The sequence below is a fragment of the Arthrobacter sp. NPDC056691 genome (assembly GCF_042791415.1).
In the GTDB taxonomy this organism is placed as follows: Bacteria; Actinomycetota; Actinomycetes; order Actinomycetales; family Micrococcaceae; genus Arthrobacter.
This window is the reverse complement of the sequence record NZ_JBHTXX010000003.1, coordinates 147,778-160,957: the sequence shown is the minus strand read 5'-3', so window position 1 is coordinate 160,957 and position 13,180 is coordinate 147,778. Positions and strand designations below refer to the sequence as shown.

The 13,180-nt window shown below is 65.7% G+C and carries 13 protein-coding genes; 7 read left to right on the top strand and 6 right to left on the bottom strand.

Going from position 1 to position 13,180, the window contains the following annotated elements:
• Nucleotides 1-206 precede the first annotated feature (206 nt).
• The 3 genes from ACFRAU_RS04305 to ACFRAU_RS04295 all read left to right on the top strand — a co-directional run bounded on the left by ACFRAU_RS04305 (nucleotide 207) and on the right by ACFRAU_RS04295 (nucleotide 2,578).
• A complete protein-coding gene (locus ACFRAU_RS04305; protein ID WP_377998945.1) occupies nucleotides 207-1,019 on the top strand; it encodes a hypothetical protein in 813 nt (270 codons plus the stop codon).
• Nucleotides 1,020-1,121: 102 nt separating this feature from the next.
• Nucleotides 1,122-1,667, top strand: a complete 546-nt coding sequence (locus ACFRAU_RS04300; protein WP_377998944.1) for an RNA polymerase sigma factor — start codon at nucleotides 1,122-1,124, stop codon at nucleotides 1,665-1,667.
• Entirely contained in the window at nucleotides 1,667-2,578 is a 912-nt protein-coding gene (locus ACFRAU_RS04295; protein WP_377998943.1) for a hypothetical protein, read from the top strand. The genes ACFRAU_RS04300 and ACFRAU_RS04295 overlap by 1 nt, the downstream gene beginning before the upstream one ends.
• Nucleotides 2,579-2,705: 127 nt before the next feature.
• Here ACFRAU_RS04295 and ACFRAU_RS04290 read toward each other — a convergent pair whose 3' ends face one another.
• The 3 genes from ACFRAU_RS04290 to ACFRAU_RS04280 all read right to left on the bottom strand — a co-directional run bounded on the left by ACFRAU_RS04290 (nucleotide 2,706) and on the right by ACFRAU_RS04280 (nucleotide 4,681).
• Nucleotides 2,706-3,455 (bottom strand): DUF2182 domain-containing protein, encoded by a 750-nt coding sequence (locus ACFRAU_RS04290; RefSeq protein ID WP_377998942.1) that lies wholly within the window; start codon nucleotides 3,453-3,455, stop codon nucleotides 2,706-2,708.
• A 19-nt stretch (nucleotides 3,456-3,474) separates the two neighbouring features.
• The gene (locus tag ACFRAU_RS04285) at nucleotides 3,475-4,080 is read right to left on the bottom strand and encodes a DUF1326 domain-containing protein (RefSeq protein ID WP_377998941.1); all 606 of its coding nucleotides are present in this window, start codon (nucleotides 4,078-4,080) and stop codon (nucleotides 3,475-3,477) included.
• Nucleotides 4,081-4,246: 166 nt separating this feature from the next.
• Nucleotides 4,247-4,681, bottom strand: a complete 435-nt coding sequence (locus tag ACFRAU_RS04280; protein WP_377997823.1) for an Lrp/AsnC family transcriptional regulator — start codon at nucleotides 4,679-4,681, stop codon at nucleotides 4,247-4,249.
• Between the two features lie 79 nt (nucleotides 4,682-4,760).
• On the opposite strand from ACFRAU_RS04280, the gene ACFRAU_RS04275 reads away from it, so the two are divergent.
• Nucleotides 4,761-5,507, top strand: coding sequence for an AzlC family ABC transporter permease (locus ACFRAU_RS04275; protein ID WP_377998940.1), 747 nt, complete (start codon nucleotides 4,761-4,763; stop codon nucleotides 5,505-5,507).
• Nucleotides 5,500-5,826, top strand: coding sequence for a branched-chain amino acid transporter permease (locus ACFRAU_RS04270; RefSeq protein ID WP_377998939.1), 327 nt, complete (start codon nucleotides 5,500-5,502; stop codon nucleotides 5,824-5,826). Before ACFRAU_RS04275 ends, ACFRAU_RS04270 begins: the two co-directional genes overlap by 8 nt.
• Before the next feature lie 9 nt (nucleotides 5,827-5,835).
• On the opposite strand, the gene ACFRAU_RS04265 is transcribed toward ACFRAU_RS04270, so the two are convergent.
• The 3 genes from ACFRAU_RS04265 to ACFRAU_RS04255 form a co-directional block, all read right to left on the bottom strand.
• Entirely contained in the window at nucleotides 5,836-7,170 is a 1,335-nt protein-coding gene (locus ACFRAU_RS04265) for a hypothetical protein (protein ID WP_377998938.1), read from the bottom strand.
• Nucleotides 7,171-7,269: 99 nt separating this feature from the next.
• Nucleotides 7,270-9,600, bottom strand: a complete 2,331-nt coding sequence (locus ACFRAU_RS04260; protein ID WP_377998937.1) for a hypothetical protein — start codon at nucleotides 9,598-9,600, stop codon at nucleotides 7,270-7,272.
• Nucleotides 9,601-9,905: 305 nt separating this feature from the next.
• Entirely contained in the window at nucleotides 9,906-10,853 is a 948-nt protein-coding gene (locus tag ACFRAU_RS04255; protein WP_377998936.1) for a 2-hydroxyacid dehydrogenase, read from the bottom strand.
• Nucleotides 10,854-11,095: 242 nt separating this feature from the next.
• On the opposite strand from ACFRAU_RS04255, the gene ACFRAU_RS04250 reads away from it, so the two are divergent.
• Nucleotides 11,096-11,728 carry an RraA family protein gene (locus tag ACFRAU_RS04250; RefSeq protein ID WP_377997829.1) on the top strand — a complete coding sequence of 211 codons (633 nt, stop codon included), beginning with the start codon at nucleotides 11,096-11,098 and terminating at the stop codon, nucleotides 11,726-11,728.
• 48 nt (nucleotides 11,729-11,776) lie between these two features.
• Nucleotides 11,777-13,126 carry an MFS transporter gene (locus tag ACFRAU_RS04245; RefSeq protein WP_377997830.1) on the top strand — a complete coding sequence of 450 codons (1,350 nt, stop codon included), beginning with the start codon at nucleotides 11,777-11,779 and terminating at the stop codon, nucleotides 13,124-13,126.
• Nucleotides 13,127-13,180 lie beyond the last annotated feature (54 nt).

Genomic DNA, 13,180 nt, shown 5'->3' with positions numbered 1-13,180 from the left:
GCCACATCCAGAACGTACGACGGCGGGCCGTCCCCTTTTCGGGGGCGGCCCGCCGTTTCTGCCCGCCGTCGAGCCACGCATGTCGTCTGCCAAAAGTTTTTTTACCAAACCCGTAACCTTTGTGACTGAATTTAGGATCCACAGAGTGCGGAGAGAAAACCGCAAAGTTGAACGCAACTATTTTCGTCAACGGAGGGTCTCATCTCATGTCTTTGTTCACTCTTACTGGAAGCAGGCTGGCGGCAACCGTGCTCGCGGCGGGGGCTTTGGTGGTAACCGGGACCGGCTGCAGTGCCGTAACCGCGTTGCTGCAGGACAGTTCCACCGCCGTGGACGCGGAAACGCCATCGCCCACGCCCACGCCCACGCCCACGGAAACAGAATCGCCGTCACCCGCCCCAACGGCTACGGAGACGGAATCACCCTCCCCGAGCCCCACGGCCACGGAGACGGAAACGCCGGCCCCGGCCCCCACGGCCACCGAAACTGAGTCGCCGTCGCCCACGCCAACGGAAACGGCCACGCCGAGCCCGTCCCCCACCGAGACCGACAAACCGGCCCCCGCGCCGACCTCTGCCCCCAAGGGACCGGACGCCACGGGTCCGGCGGCCTTCGGCCTCTGCAACGCCTTCATCCACGGCGGCCTGGGCCACAAGTCCACCGCGCGTGCGGCGCTTGTGCGGGCGGCCGGCGGCGAAAGCAAGATCGTCTCTTACTGCGTGGACTTTGCCAAGCGCCACTCGGATGACGATGATGCCCGCAAGTCCACCAAGTCTGAGACACGCCGGTCCGGCGAGGAGCAGACCGAGCGGCGGGCGGAGCGCAAGGTCGAGCGCCCCGTGGAGCAGCGGGTGGAACAGCGCGTGGAGCAGCCGCGCCAGGCCCCGGCACGTGGCTCGTGGGACGGTGCACGCCACCACTCTGATGACTCGCACAAGCGCTCCGGCGATTCACACTCACGTGGCAACTCGCACGAGCGTTCCGGCAACTCGCATTCGCATTCCGGCGGACACCGGTAGCCTGTCAGCAGGAGGAACGTCGGGCGGGGGGGACGCACAGTTCATCCCGCCCGGCGCCACATCCGAAGGATGCCCGCGATGGGGCATCTGCACAGGGGGCGCATGCAACCGGTCAAAGGTGATCCCACGACGCCTGATCAATCCGACGAGGGCGTCTTTTGCGCTGTCTACCGCGAGTTCTCGCCTGCCGTGCTGAGCTACCTCCGGGCACGCGGCCTGGAGGACCCGGAGGGAACCACGCAGGAGGTGTTCCTGGCCCTGCACCCGCAGCTTGGGCAGGTGCGCGGCGGGCCGAAGGGGATCAAGTCCTTGGTCTTCTCCATCGCCCATGCGCGCTACGTGGACGAGCAGCGGCACCGCAGCAAGGCCCCGCAAACCACCGGCTACGATCCGGAAGCCGACCCGCGCAGCGATCCGTCCGCCGAAGACCAGGTGCTGGCATCGGAGAGCACCGCGAACGTCAAGGCGCTGCTCGGGACACTGCAGCAGGACCAGCAGGAGGTCCTCGCGCTGAGGATCGTCGCGGACCTGTCCCTGGAAACGACGGCGGAAATCATGGGCAAAACTCCCGGCGCCATCAAGCAGCTGCAGCGCCGGGCCCTGTGCCGGCTCAGGAAACTCCGTCACCTATTGAGAGAAGGTGCGTAATGACGAATTCGGACAGCGGGCAGGAAGAGCGCCGGCTCGACGACGAGCGTTGCGTGGACGGACTGCTCGCCGAGGCGGGCCTTCCGGACGACGACGAGATGCGCGCCCTGCTGCTGGAGATGAGGAACCTTCGGGTTGCAGACGTGCCGGAGCCGTCGGCGGAAGTAGCCGCCTTGATGGGACAGCGCGAAACAGCGGATGTGATCCGTCTGCAGGACTGGCCCCGGAAGCACCCGAGAACGGGGCGCGTTATGTTCACCAGCCTGGCTGTGGCGGCTTCGCTCGGCATCGCCGGCGGGGCGGCCGCCGGGAATGACACGCTGCGCGGCCAGGCCGAGGGAACCATCAGCGGCATCATCTCCCTCTTCCAGCCCACCCCAGCCAAGCCGGCGCCAACATCTCCGGCGCCAACGTCTCCGGTTCCGGCCTCACCGGCACCGGCACCCAAGCCCGCCCAGGCACCCTGGCCGGCACCCGCCGTCGTCCTTCCTCTTCCCGAGTCTGCCCCTGCAGCCCCCGTCAGCGTTCCGGCTCCCCGGGCAGAGTCATCCGGAGGCGACCGGCGGGAGGACTTCCCGAAGCCCCGGCACGGCCGGCACGGGCGGGATGACGCCGGCCCCGGGCGTTCAGCCGCGGTGACGCAGCCAGGCGGAACGCCGGCAGAGACCGGGTCATCCCGCCGGGCTGACGTACCACGGCACCCGACCGAACGCGGCGCGTTCGACGGGCGGGGGCACGATCGGCTGGCGTTCGAAAGGCGGGGGTACGATCGGCTGGCTGGCGGAACGGAGGCGCCGCGCCACGGGAACCCCAAGGGCAAGGCGCGCCACAACGGCGGCGCCGGCCAGGATGCCGGCCGTGGCGCCTGGCACCCCGGACCTGCTCCTGCTCAACGCGGCGACCGGCGGTAGGCGTATCGGCCAGACACCGTCTGACGGAGTTCCCGTTCCCCCATCGATTGCTCCCTAACTGCCGTTTTGAGGCCTGAAAAGGGCAGTTACGGAGCAGTCGATGGTCCGGGAAGCGCGTGGCCGGAGCCTACATCCCTGATGACATGTACAGACCGGGCAGCAGGGCGGGATTTCCCAGGGCGAAGAAGGCGAAGATGATCAGCGCCACTCCAACGATCCTGCTGAGCGCACGCCCGTGGCTCCACGACTTCTCCAGCAGCACGGTGACCGCGATGACGGCCATCCAGGCGAGGTTCATCACGCCTACGGCGATAAGGACCACCATCAGCCCCCAGCAGCATCCGATGCAGTACAGACCGTGGTAGAGCCCCACGCGCAGGTCGCGGAGCCGGCCCTTGTAGCTTGAGACATGGAGCAGGAACGCAACGGGTGAGCGGCAATGGCGGAGGCAGAAGTCTTTGAGCGGCGTCAGTTGATAGATGCCTGCGGACATCACCACCCCGGCTCCCACCCATGGTGCGGCGTCCGGCGCTCCCGTTGCCAACTGTTCCGCCAGCAGCGCGGCCGCGAAGGCGACGGCGCCGAAGATCGCCCACGCCGCCAGGTACCCGATGACGAGCGCGGCGGTTCGGGTCGCCCGGATGGGTGCGCTCCGGGTCGCCCGGATGGACCGCAGATAAAGCGTGGTGAGGGGCGATAACGCCGGAAGCATCATTGCCGCCATCATCAGCGTCCAGGCCGCCAGGAAGCCGGCAAGCCCGAAGCCCATCGTGCCGGGCCCGGGGGTCATCTCCCGGAAGCCCAGGACGGTGAAGTACCAAGCGACAGCCGCGCAGCCAAGCAGAACCAGCAGTGCCGCGTGGTTGCGGACTGTCACATGTGCCTGCCCCGACAAGTCAGGCCGACCAGGCGAACGGTGCCGAGAAGGAGTTCTTTCCGGCGTTGTCCCACGACAGGCCGAAGACATCCACCGTGGACGTGGTGGCGCGTCCGGCGGCCAGCGTGTCGGCGGGGAAGCCGACGCCGCTGACCTTGACGCCGGCGCCGGTCGGGTCCATTGGCGAGACGAAGTCCTCCACCGACATGTCGACCGCTGTGCCGATCCGGACGCGGTGCTCCCGCCCGTCATCCTCATAGGTGAAGTCGCGGGACTCGATGCCCAGCATCTCGCCGATCAGGGGGGCCATGCCCTCCATCGGTCCGCCCAGCTGGCCGCCGAACACGGCCCCGAGCGCCTCGGCCTGTTCGGGTGAGGCGGCTGCGTCCATAAGGACGCCTACCTTCCAGCCGCCCTCGCTCATCAGGGCAGGCGCGTCGGTCACCACGCAGACGTTCAGGCCGCCGACGTCGACGCCGTTGACGGTGCCCTTCTGGACGTGGAAGGCCAGCGCCACCGTGCAGCGGTCCTCATCCGCAGGCAATGTTTGGCCGGAGGTGGTACACGGGCAGACCATGTCGCAGTTGCAGTTTTCGAAGTACGTGCCTTCGATTTGCCATGCCATTTCGGGGCTCCTTTCCCACGAACCCCCCTTATGGCTGACAGTGTGCTCCGGGCTACGGACCGCGTCAATAAGGAAATACCGCGGTGCGGAAGCCCCGGCAGACGCGGAAAATGCCGGGCCGGACGGCTGGTGCAGAGGCCACTGACCAGGCCCGGGTTAACGCGACTCAGCCCTTGATGGTCTTCATGGTGAACCTGGAGCTGAGCTTCTGAATCCCGGGAATCGTCATCACATGATCGCTGAGGAACGCCTCGTACGCAGGGAGGTCCTTCACCTTGATCCTGATGAAATAGTCCGGCGAACCGAACAGCCGGTGCAGCTCGGTGACTTCGCTGAACGCAGCCATGGTGCTTTCAAACCGGTCCACGCTTTTCCGGTCGAAGTTGGTGAGCTCGACGTCGAGCAACACCTCGAAGCCCCGCCCCACCGCGGCCGGATCCACCACCGCCCGGTAGCCGCGGATCACTCCGGCCTGCTCCAACCGCTGGACGCGCCGCAGGCACGGGCCCGGCGTCAGCCCCACTTCCGCCGCCAGATCGACGTTGGGAATCCTGCCGTCCCGCTCCAAAACCTCAATTATTGCTGCGTCCAATGAATCCATACGAATAGATTGCTCCAGCGACCTATGGAGTGGCAATTTTAGCAATCCTGTGTCTCGGAAAACCTGAAAAAATTGGGACATGCAAAACGCCCCTGAATTGCCCCTTCCCTCTTCCCGGCGGCGGGAGATGGCCCAAGGGCTGAAGGACTCCTTCGCCGCAGGGCTGGGCATGTACCCGCTCGGCATTGCCTTCGGCCTCCTGGTGATTCAGGCAGGCCTGCCCTGGTGGGTGGCTCCGGCCTTATCCATTGCGGGCTTCGCCGGCTCGCTGGAGCTCCTGCTCGTGGGACTGATCGTGGCCGCCACGCCGCTGGCGGCCATCGCCCTGACCACCTTCCTGGTGAACTTCCGGCACGTCTTCTACGCCTTCTCGTTTCCGCTGGGGGTAGTGAAGCACCCGGCAGCCAAGGCATATTCGGTCTACGCACTGATCGACGAAGCCTATGCCGTCACGGCCGCCTCCCGTGACACCTGGACTTCCTGGCGGCTGCTCACCATGCAGCTGGCATTCCACAGCTACTGGGTAGGCGGAGGCCTGACCGGCGTTGCGGTGGCGGCCCTGCTGCCCGGTCCAATTCGTGGTTTGGACTTCGCGCTGTGTGCCCTGTTCGTCACGCTCACGCTCGACGCCGCCCGCACCCGCAAACAGGTACCTTCCGTCCTGCTGGCCGGACTAAGCTTCGCCCTGACCACGCTGGTTCTCCCAGGCCAGGCACTCTTCGGAGCACTGCTGTTGTTCCTTCTCCTGCTGCTGGCCCGCTACGCGCTGCTGCGCCGCAATGCAAAGAAGGACAGCCGCCTTGTGAAGGAGACAGTCGATGCCTGAAACCGGCTACATCCTCGCCGTTTGCGCGATCGTTTTCGTGATCACCCTGAGCCTGCGCGCACTGCCGTTCGCGGCCCTGAACAAGCTCCGGGGCTCGCGCCTGGTTCAGGTCCTCGCCCTGTGGATGCCGGCGGGCATTCTTGGAATCCTGGCCGCCTCCACCCTGCAGCACACCCTTCAGGCCGAACCGGCCAAGGCAGCTCCCGCCCTCGCCGCGGTGGCCATCACAGCGGCGACCCACCTGCTTGGCGGGCGGCGCACATTGCTCAGTGTCGGCGTCGGCACAACCGCCTACGTGGTGCTGGTCAACCTGCCCTGAACCGGGGGCTCAGGAAACTTTGTAGCTCAACCGGTACCTGGCGCCGTCCTTCGTAAACTCCATGATCCCGTCCTTGGCCCCGCGTTCGAGGACCTGCTGACCGAGGTAGTCGTCCCCCTCGACGTCGTTTTCATAGAGCTTCACGGAAACCTTGCCGGTGAACTGGACGGTCCTGTCGATTTTCTTCTTGTCGCCCTCGCTGATCTGCACGGACTTCCCCAGGTTCTGATCCTCCACCCGGATCCGGATCTCGTCATCGCCGACGAAGTCCTCCTGCTCAACGCAGTGCAGGGTTCCGAGATGGATTTTGCCGCCCGGTACGGATGTTAGCGTGCTGAGTTTGGCCCGGTGCACGCCACTGATCACGTTGATCGCCGGGTTCCCAGTGGCACCGTTGTACTTGTACGAACCGGATTCGAACAATAGGTACGCCTCGCCATTCGGCGTGGCGGTGATTCCTTCCGCCATGCTGGGCGCGCGGAAGCAGCGTACGGATGCCCTGTCGAGGTTAGTTTCGCCCTTGTTGGTGATGTACACGTTGCTGCGGTACTTGCGCCCGCTGGACGTGCTGAAGAGGAAGCGTCCGTCCGCGACCGCCACGCCCTGCGTCCACTGGGGCACCTCCCAGCGCAGGCCGTTTCCGTCCGCTTTCCGGTCCAAAGTCAGGGATCCGTCGCCGGCGATCGTGTAGCTGTACATCCAGTCACGGTGCTTGTCGCTGAACTTGCCCGCGTACAGATGGTGCCCGTCGATGGTCATGAATGACGCGCCGTAGACCTTGCGGTCCTCGCCGTCCGGACTGACGGATCCGCCTTTGGCCGTCATCGCCTCCCTGAGATCGGTCAGGCTGTACTTGCGGATTGTGTGCCAGCCATCTTTCTTGGGGCCGTCCACGAAGGCCCACTTGCCGTTCAGTGCGATGGCACCGGCGTGGGTCTGGTGCTTGTCGCTATCCCTCGGCTCGATGTCAACGGTGCCCACAGTTCTGTTCCCCGCCTTCGGATCGAGGCCGACGATGTGCGCCTTGCCCTTTCCGTAGGTCGACACGGGCAGCAGATCGTTGCCCTTGCCGTCCCAGTTCTTCCACCAGGCGACACCCTGCGGCGTGTGGTCGCTGAGCTCGTTGCCGGTCAGCTCCGGCCCCGGTTTGAAGCGCGAGTCGTACATGTACGAGGCGGACTTGCCGTCGTACAGGGGTGCCGTTCCGCCGGTGGCGGCCTGCTCGCATTTGATGGTGGTGGTGGTTTCCGGTGGTTTCGTTTCCTGCGCTCCCGCGACACCCGCCGTCGTCAGAAGCAAAAGCGGTGCGGTGAGCGCCGCGACGGTTGTTCTTCGCACATGCATGGTGATCAGACCCTCAGCGTCCGTTTGGTCTTGTCCGTCCCGGTGACGGGGATCCGGCCGAACTTCTACGCCTATCACGTGGAAGCCGGACCGTGCATGTCACACCGTGGATGGGTCCTCTGGCGGCGTATCCTTCAGCTGGCGCAGCCACTCCGTCAGGTGCCGGGCATCGGGCGCGATCAGGACCCGCTGCTCGATGCTTTTCTGCAGTTTGGCGATGAAGGAGTCCTGCTGTCCCGCTGCGGCTGTTTCCACGGCTTCTTCATTGAGCCAGCCGGGTTCTATGTCGGCAGGAGACTCGATACCCGCCTGTATGAGCGCTCCGATCACTTCCACGCGGAACTTCTGGACAGGCCCGGCCTCACCGTGGGCCGGCACTGCCTCGGCCCGACGGACTAAGGTGGCCAGCCGGGCAAGGCGCTTGATCACCAACGGGTTGACTTGGAGGTACGCGCTGATGTCGCTCTGCCCCACCTCATGAGCGTACAGATCGCGTGGTCTTGCTATCCCTGCCTTAGGCAACTGCTTTTCGTAAGGCTCGAACGCCTCCAGCTTCCAGAAGTCCTGCCGCGGCTCTATCCCCAGGAACTTCAGGAATTCCTCCTTCTTCCGCAGCTCCGCAAGCTCGGGGTCCTTCCGCGCCCACGCCTTGAGTCGCGGATCCGCAAATGCAAGCTTGAGCCGGCGGGCTATCTCTGGTTCGGCTGCGACGCCCTTGTTTCTGGCGATGCTGCATGCCGCGTTATAGGCCGTCTGGGGTGCGACGGAGTCGAGCGCCTGCTGGCACAACTCAGAGTGCGGAGCGGCCTGCTCAGAAAGGGAGGGACTGAGGTCCTTGTAGGCGAGCGCCGCGTAGAGACGCATTGCGTGCGCCCAAGGTCCGGGGATCTGTAGCCGTTCCGTCGGCGCCAGTTCCTGAACCATGTTCCCAGCGATGTCCCGTGCAAGCCGGCGCCACTCGTCGTCGGACTTTGATGGCTTGACTGGCAAGTTGAGAGCAACGTTTACGAATGTCAGTTCAACCCGATACAGGAGAGCCAGGTAGCCAGCCGCCGATTTCGCTCCCCGCCCGATATCTCGCCGGACCGCCGTGGCCCTGCGCCACAGCCAGTCCGCGTAGTTCCGAAGCGCCTCCGCGTCAGTGCTTTCCCGCAACAGCGAGTGTTGCAATGCCACCTCGGCGGGCAGGTTTCCCGCGTCGTAGTCAAGGGCGGCGCCCAGCAGCTTCGTTTCCTGTTCCGCTGCGATCCCGGAGCCGGTTGTGGCGATGCAGTGCAGCCCGAGGCTGCGCCAGTCGGTGGCACCACACAGCCCCTCGAACCCGTGATGGTTCCGCGCGAGGGTAGCCAGGACAAAGGCTGCCGCCATCTTATGCAGTTCTGCCTGCGCAGTGGGGCCGGCCTTCGAGGCAGTTGCTTTTCCGTCTGCGGCGGCCTGCTCCCCTGCCAGACCGAGGATCGTCCTGTCGATGTTGGCTGCCGCTACAGTCCAGCCGTTTCGTGTGATGGCGATCGTCAGCGCGTTCTCGCCTGCGGGGGAAGCAGCCACCCTCCATGGCGTGACGCCAAAAATAGACGTCACAACCTTCTGAACCGCAGCCAAGAACTTATTGCTGAACGTCAGGGCCACAGCGGTATCGCCGAGGTCATCGACGTCGGTGCCTACAGTGGTCTCGACTCCCCGCGGCGGTGCGGCACCGAACTCATGCAGAAGGGCAGCAATGTGCTCGGTGTCAGCTCCGTTGCTCTTGCCATCCGGACCGCGCACGTCCAGCGACACACGCAGCCTGCTGCTCAGATAGAGGGCGAAAGCCACGGCACCGCATAGCGCGGCAAATGCCCACTCAAGAACGACGAGGCCCCAGACGGCACGGGTCAGGCCAGCCGCCGCCGCAGCTGCACCCACTGCCAGAACCGTGCCGGCGGAACCCAGAAGTATCAGGCCCAGCCCACCGAAAAGCAGTCCTGCCCGCCACCCTGGACGCATCTTGACGAAGGGCATCCTTGGAACAAAGACCAATAGCCGCCCCAGCAGCAGAAAGAAAGCCACCACCCCCAGCAGCGCCGGCCCCGCCCCCAGCAGGGGTTTTATCCACTCCGCCTGGAACCGGTCCCAGTTGGCGCCAGCCCGCTCGGCCGGGTTCTGCGGCGGGGCCGGTGGCGCGGGCTGCGCCGCCGCACGGATGGCCGCCAGCCGTTCCTGCTCGCAGGCCGTCGTGGCGGCGACCACGGGGGTTCGTACCTGGCCACGGATTTTTTCGATCAGCGCCAAGGCGTCAGCCGGCTTTCCGGCCTGCGTCAGGTCAGCGGCTTGGGCACACAGGCGGCCGAGGTCATCTGTCGGCGTCGGACTCGCCGCGGCACTGGTTGGAAGGAATCCGACCACCGCCGTGAGGCAAAGCGTGCCCAATGCCGGCAGTGCGCCCAACATCAGCGACCTGGCTCCAATTAGCCGGTGCCGCGCAACATCAGAGTTTGTGATTGCCTCGGGTGTCGAAACTGACGCCTTCGAAAGTGCCCTGCCCATGTCCATCGCCAGCCCTCAGGGCCACACGGCATTGTGCGGCTCGCAGGGTTATTTTGCGCTCACTCCCAACAAAGGAAAAGAGCGCAAAACTTTGGCCGCGGTTTCTGCAGGCTCAGGCGGCGGGCGGCTCCCCAAGTGACTCGCAGTTGTTGTCGTTTTGGGGTGTCAAAACGACAACAACTGCGAGTCAGTTGGGATGGGGTACAGGCTCAACCGGCGAACGGGCCGTCCTGCACGAGGTTGGCCGGGCGGTTCCCGCCGGCCAGCGCCTCGAGCTGCCGGGCCAGGAGTTTAACGATCCGCGGTTCGAACGCCGACGCGTTGCCGCCGATATGCGGCGTGATGAGCGCGTTCTCCGACGACCACAGCGGGTGGTCGCTGGGCAGCGGTTCCGGGTCGACGACGTCGAGCGCGCAGTGCAGCCGGCCGGACAGCACCTCCGCGGTCAGGGCCTCGGTGTCCACCACCGGGCCGCGCCCCACGTTCACCACCAGGGCGCCGTCCGGCAACGCTGCCAGGACCTCGGCGTTGACCAGCTTGTGCGTGGCCTCGTTCAGCGGGGTCACCGCAACCAGAACGTCGTGCGTGGCGGCCAGGGAAACCAGGCTGGCGGCGGCGTAGACCTCGCCATGCTCGTCCGTGCGGGCACTGCTGCCCACCCGGGTGAGCTCCACCTCGAACGGCGCCAGCCGCTTGGCGATCTCATGGCCGATCCCGCCGACGCCGATGAGCAGCACCCGGCGGTCCGCCAGGGACGGACGGCGCTGCGGACGCCAGCTGCCCGTCTGCTGGTCCCTGACCGCCGCGTCGATGCCGCGGAGCTTGGCGAGGATAAGCCCGACGGCGAATTCGGCCGTCGCAGCAGCGTGCACACCCGCTGCAGTTGCCACGGCGGCCGACGCACCCGCCGCCTCCGGCACGCCGTCGTACCCTGTCGACTGCGTCTGGACCAGCTGAAGGTTGCTCGCCTTCGCGAGTGAGCCCAGGACAGCCGACGCGTCGATGTACGGAAGGACCACTGCGTCGATCTCCTCGAGGGCAGCGCCCTCCGGGTCCGACCGCAGATCCCACACAGCGCCCCTTAGGTTCCCGGGAAGCGGCTCCAGGCGTGCAAGGAGATCCCGGTCGGGAAAGCTGACGGTGCGGATTGACGGCATAGTGGCGTCCTTTTCGAAGGAAGAGATGTGCGAAAGTTTTCTCATATGCGATCATCATCGCATCCGGGCCGCGGCGTGACAAGGGCGGCACCAAGCCCGCGCAGGCGGAACTGAACCTTTTACATCCCGGAAACAGAAAAGGCTTGACGGATGGAAAAAGAAACGCGAAACTTTTCTCATATGTGATTGCGGTCTCAGGATCAGCCGCCGCATCCAACTCTCCAAACTGAAGGTGAAACCCCATGGCAACAACGCTCGAACTCACTGTCCGCACCGCACAGTGGACCCGCCCCTCCCGGGACCTGGTCAAGGCATTCGAGAAGTTCCCGGTGGCCAACATCGGCGACGCAATGGAGCGGCTGGGCCTGGTGGACGGCAACATCAACCCCGTCTGGGCCGGCGCGCACTGCGTCGGTTCCGCACTCACCGTCCTCGGTGCAGCCGGGGACAACGCGGCCGTCATCGAGGCACTGAACTACATCGAGCCCGGCGACGTGGTGGTCATCAACGGCTTCGGCCACGAGCACCGTGCACTGGTGGGCGAGCAGCTGTCCCAGCGCTTCGAGGCCGCCGGCGCCACCGGCGCAGTGATTGACGGCTACATCCGCGACCGCGCCACCATCACGGAAATCAAGTTCCCGGTCTTTGCCCGGGGCACCACCCCGGCTGGCCCGTTCAAGAACGGCCCCGGTGTCATCGGCGAACCGGTGGCCATCGGCGGCATTGTCTGCTCCCCCGGCGACATCGTCGCCGCCGACGACGACGGCGTCGTCATCATCCCCCAGGCCCGCGCCGCGGAAATCCTGGAACGCGTTATCGAAGTCGCCGCGCACGAGGCCGAAATGACGGCCGAAGTCACCCGCGAATACAGCTAATCCAAGCTTCTCCCGCAACAGGGACCCTCCTAGACTGAGAGAACTCCAATGACTAATTCATCGACGGAATCAGTGGACCTCAACACCGCTCAAGTACAGGTCGTCACAGCCGACGGCAAGATGGTGCGCAAGGCGACCTTCGCCGGCACCATGGGCTCCTTCGTGGAGTGGTACGACTACGGCATCTACGGCCTCCTCACCACCTACCTGGCCATCAACATCATGGGCTCGAAGGACCTCGGCTCCCTGCTGCTGACCAACGTCGGCTTCCTGGTGAGCTTCCTGGCCCGCCCGTTCGGCAGCGTGATCTGCGGCTACCTCGGCGACAAGCTGGGACGCAAGAACCTGCTCGCCGTGCTCCTGCTGCTCATCTCCGGCGCCACGGCCTGCATCGGCCTCATCCCGTCGTCGTCCGTCATCGGCTGGGCCGCACCGGCACTGCTGATCCTCTTCCGCATCCTGCAGGGCTTCTCCGCCGGCGGTGAAGTGGCCGGCGCCATGGCCTTCGTGGGCGAATACGCCCACAACCGGCACCGCAACTACAGCATGAGCTTCATCGCCGTCGGATCCTTCTGCGCCCTCCTCTTCGGCAGCGCACTGTCCGCGTCGCTCATCACCACCCTCGGCGACGCCACCATGGAAGCCTGGGCCTGGCGCGTGCCGTTCCTGTTCGCCCTGCCGCTGGGCTACGTGGGCTACTACATCCGCTCCAAGATGGAGGACACCCCGCACTTCGCCGCCCTCCGCGACCGCAAGCAGGTGGAACGCAACCCGCTGCGCGCCGCCCTGACGTCCAAGCGCCACCTGAAGGCCATCGCGCTGACCATCTTCCTCCCGGCAGTCAACGGCCCCGGCTACTACCTGCTCTTCGCCTACATGCCCACCTACCTGAAGACCCAGCTGGGCACTGGCAACAACTTCTCCATGGTCCAGGCTCTGACCGTGACCGCCTTCAGCCTGGTGGCCATCATCATCTCCATCCCGCTCATGGCCCGCCTGTCCGACCGCATCGGCCGCAAGCCCGTGCTCGCCGTGTCCGCCGTCCTCATGGCCGTGGTGTCGTACCCGATGTTCGCCATGATCACCACCGGCAACATGGTCCTGGCCTGCATCGCCACCGTGGTCATGGCCATCGCCTTCTCCGGCCACGCCGCCGTCGTCCACACCGTCCTGACCGAAATGTTCCCGACCACCGTCCGCTACAGCGCCTACAGCATCGGGTTCAGCATCAGCACCATCATCTTCGGCGGCAGTGCCCCGCTGGTCATGACCGAGCTCATCAAGGCAACGGGCAACAGCATGGTCCCCGCCTACGCCGCCATCGGCACCGCCATCATCACGCTGGTGTCCGTGTCCTTCCTGAAAGAAACCAAGGGACTGCCGCTGCAGACCCACTAAGCAAACCACGACGGCGGCCTGCCGCCCTCGCCGGCCGGCCGCCGTCGGACCATC

Coding starts and splice junctions, on each gene's coding strand:
- ACFRAU_RS04245 (WP_377997830.1), top strand. CDS start 11,777: ATGACTAATTCATCGACGGAATCAGTGGACCTCAACACCGCTCAAGTA.
- ACFRAU_RS04255 (WP_377998936.1), bottom strand. CDS start 10,853: ATGCCGTCAATCCGCACCGTCAGCTTTCCCGACCGGGATCTCCTTGCA.
- ACFRAU_RS04265 (WP_377998938.1), bottom strand. CDS start 7,170: ATGCATGTGCGAAGAACAACCGTCGCGGCGCTCACCGCACCGCTTTTG.
- ACFRAU_RS04285 (WP_377998941.1), bottom strand. CDS start 4,080: ATGGCATGGCAAATCGAAGGCACGTACTTCGAAAACTGCAACTGCGAC.
- ACFRAU_RS04250 (WP_377997829.1), top strand. CDS start 11,096: ATGGCAACAACGCTCGAACTCACTGTCCGCACCGCACAGTGGACCCGC.
- ACFRAU_RS04295 (WP_377998943.1), top strand. CDS start 1,667: ATGACGAATTCGGACAGCGGGCAGGAAGAGCGCCGGCTCGACGACGAG.
- ACFRAU_RS04270 (WP_377998939.1), top strand. CDS start 5,500: ATGCCTGAAACCGGCTACATCCTCGCCGTTTGCGCGATCGTTTTCGTG.
- ACFRAU_RS04260 (WP_377998937.1), bottom strand. CDS start 9,600: ATGTTGGGCGCACTGCCGGCATTGGGCACGCTTTGCCTCACGGCGGTG.
- ACFRAU_RS04280 (WP_377997823.1), bottom strand. CDS start 4,681: ATGGATTCATTGGACGCAGCAATAATTGAGGTTTTGGAGCGGGACGGC.
- ACFRAU_RS04275 (WP_377998940.1), top strand. CDS start 4,761: ATGCAAAACGCCCCTGAATTGCCCCTTCCCTCTTCCCGGCGGCGGGAG.
- ACFRAU_RS04305 (WP_377998945.1), top strand. CDS start 207: ATGTCTTTGTTCACTCTTACTGGAAGCAGGCTGGCGGCAACCGTGCTC.
- ACFRAU_RS04300 (WP_377998944.1), top strand. CDS start 1,122: ATGCAACCGGTCAAAGGTGATCCCACGACGCCTGATCAATCCGACGAG.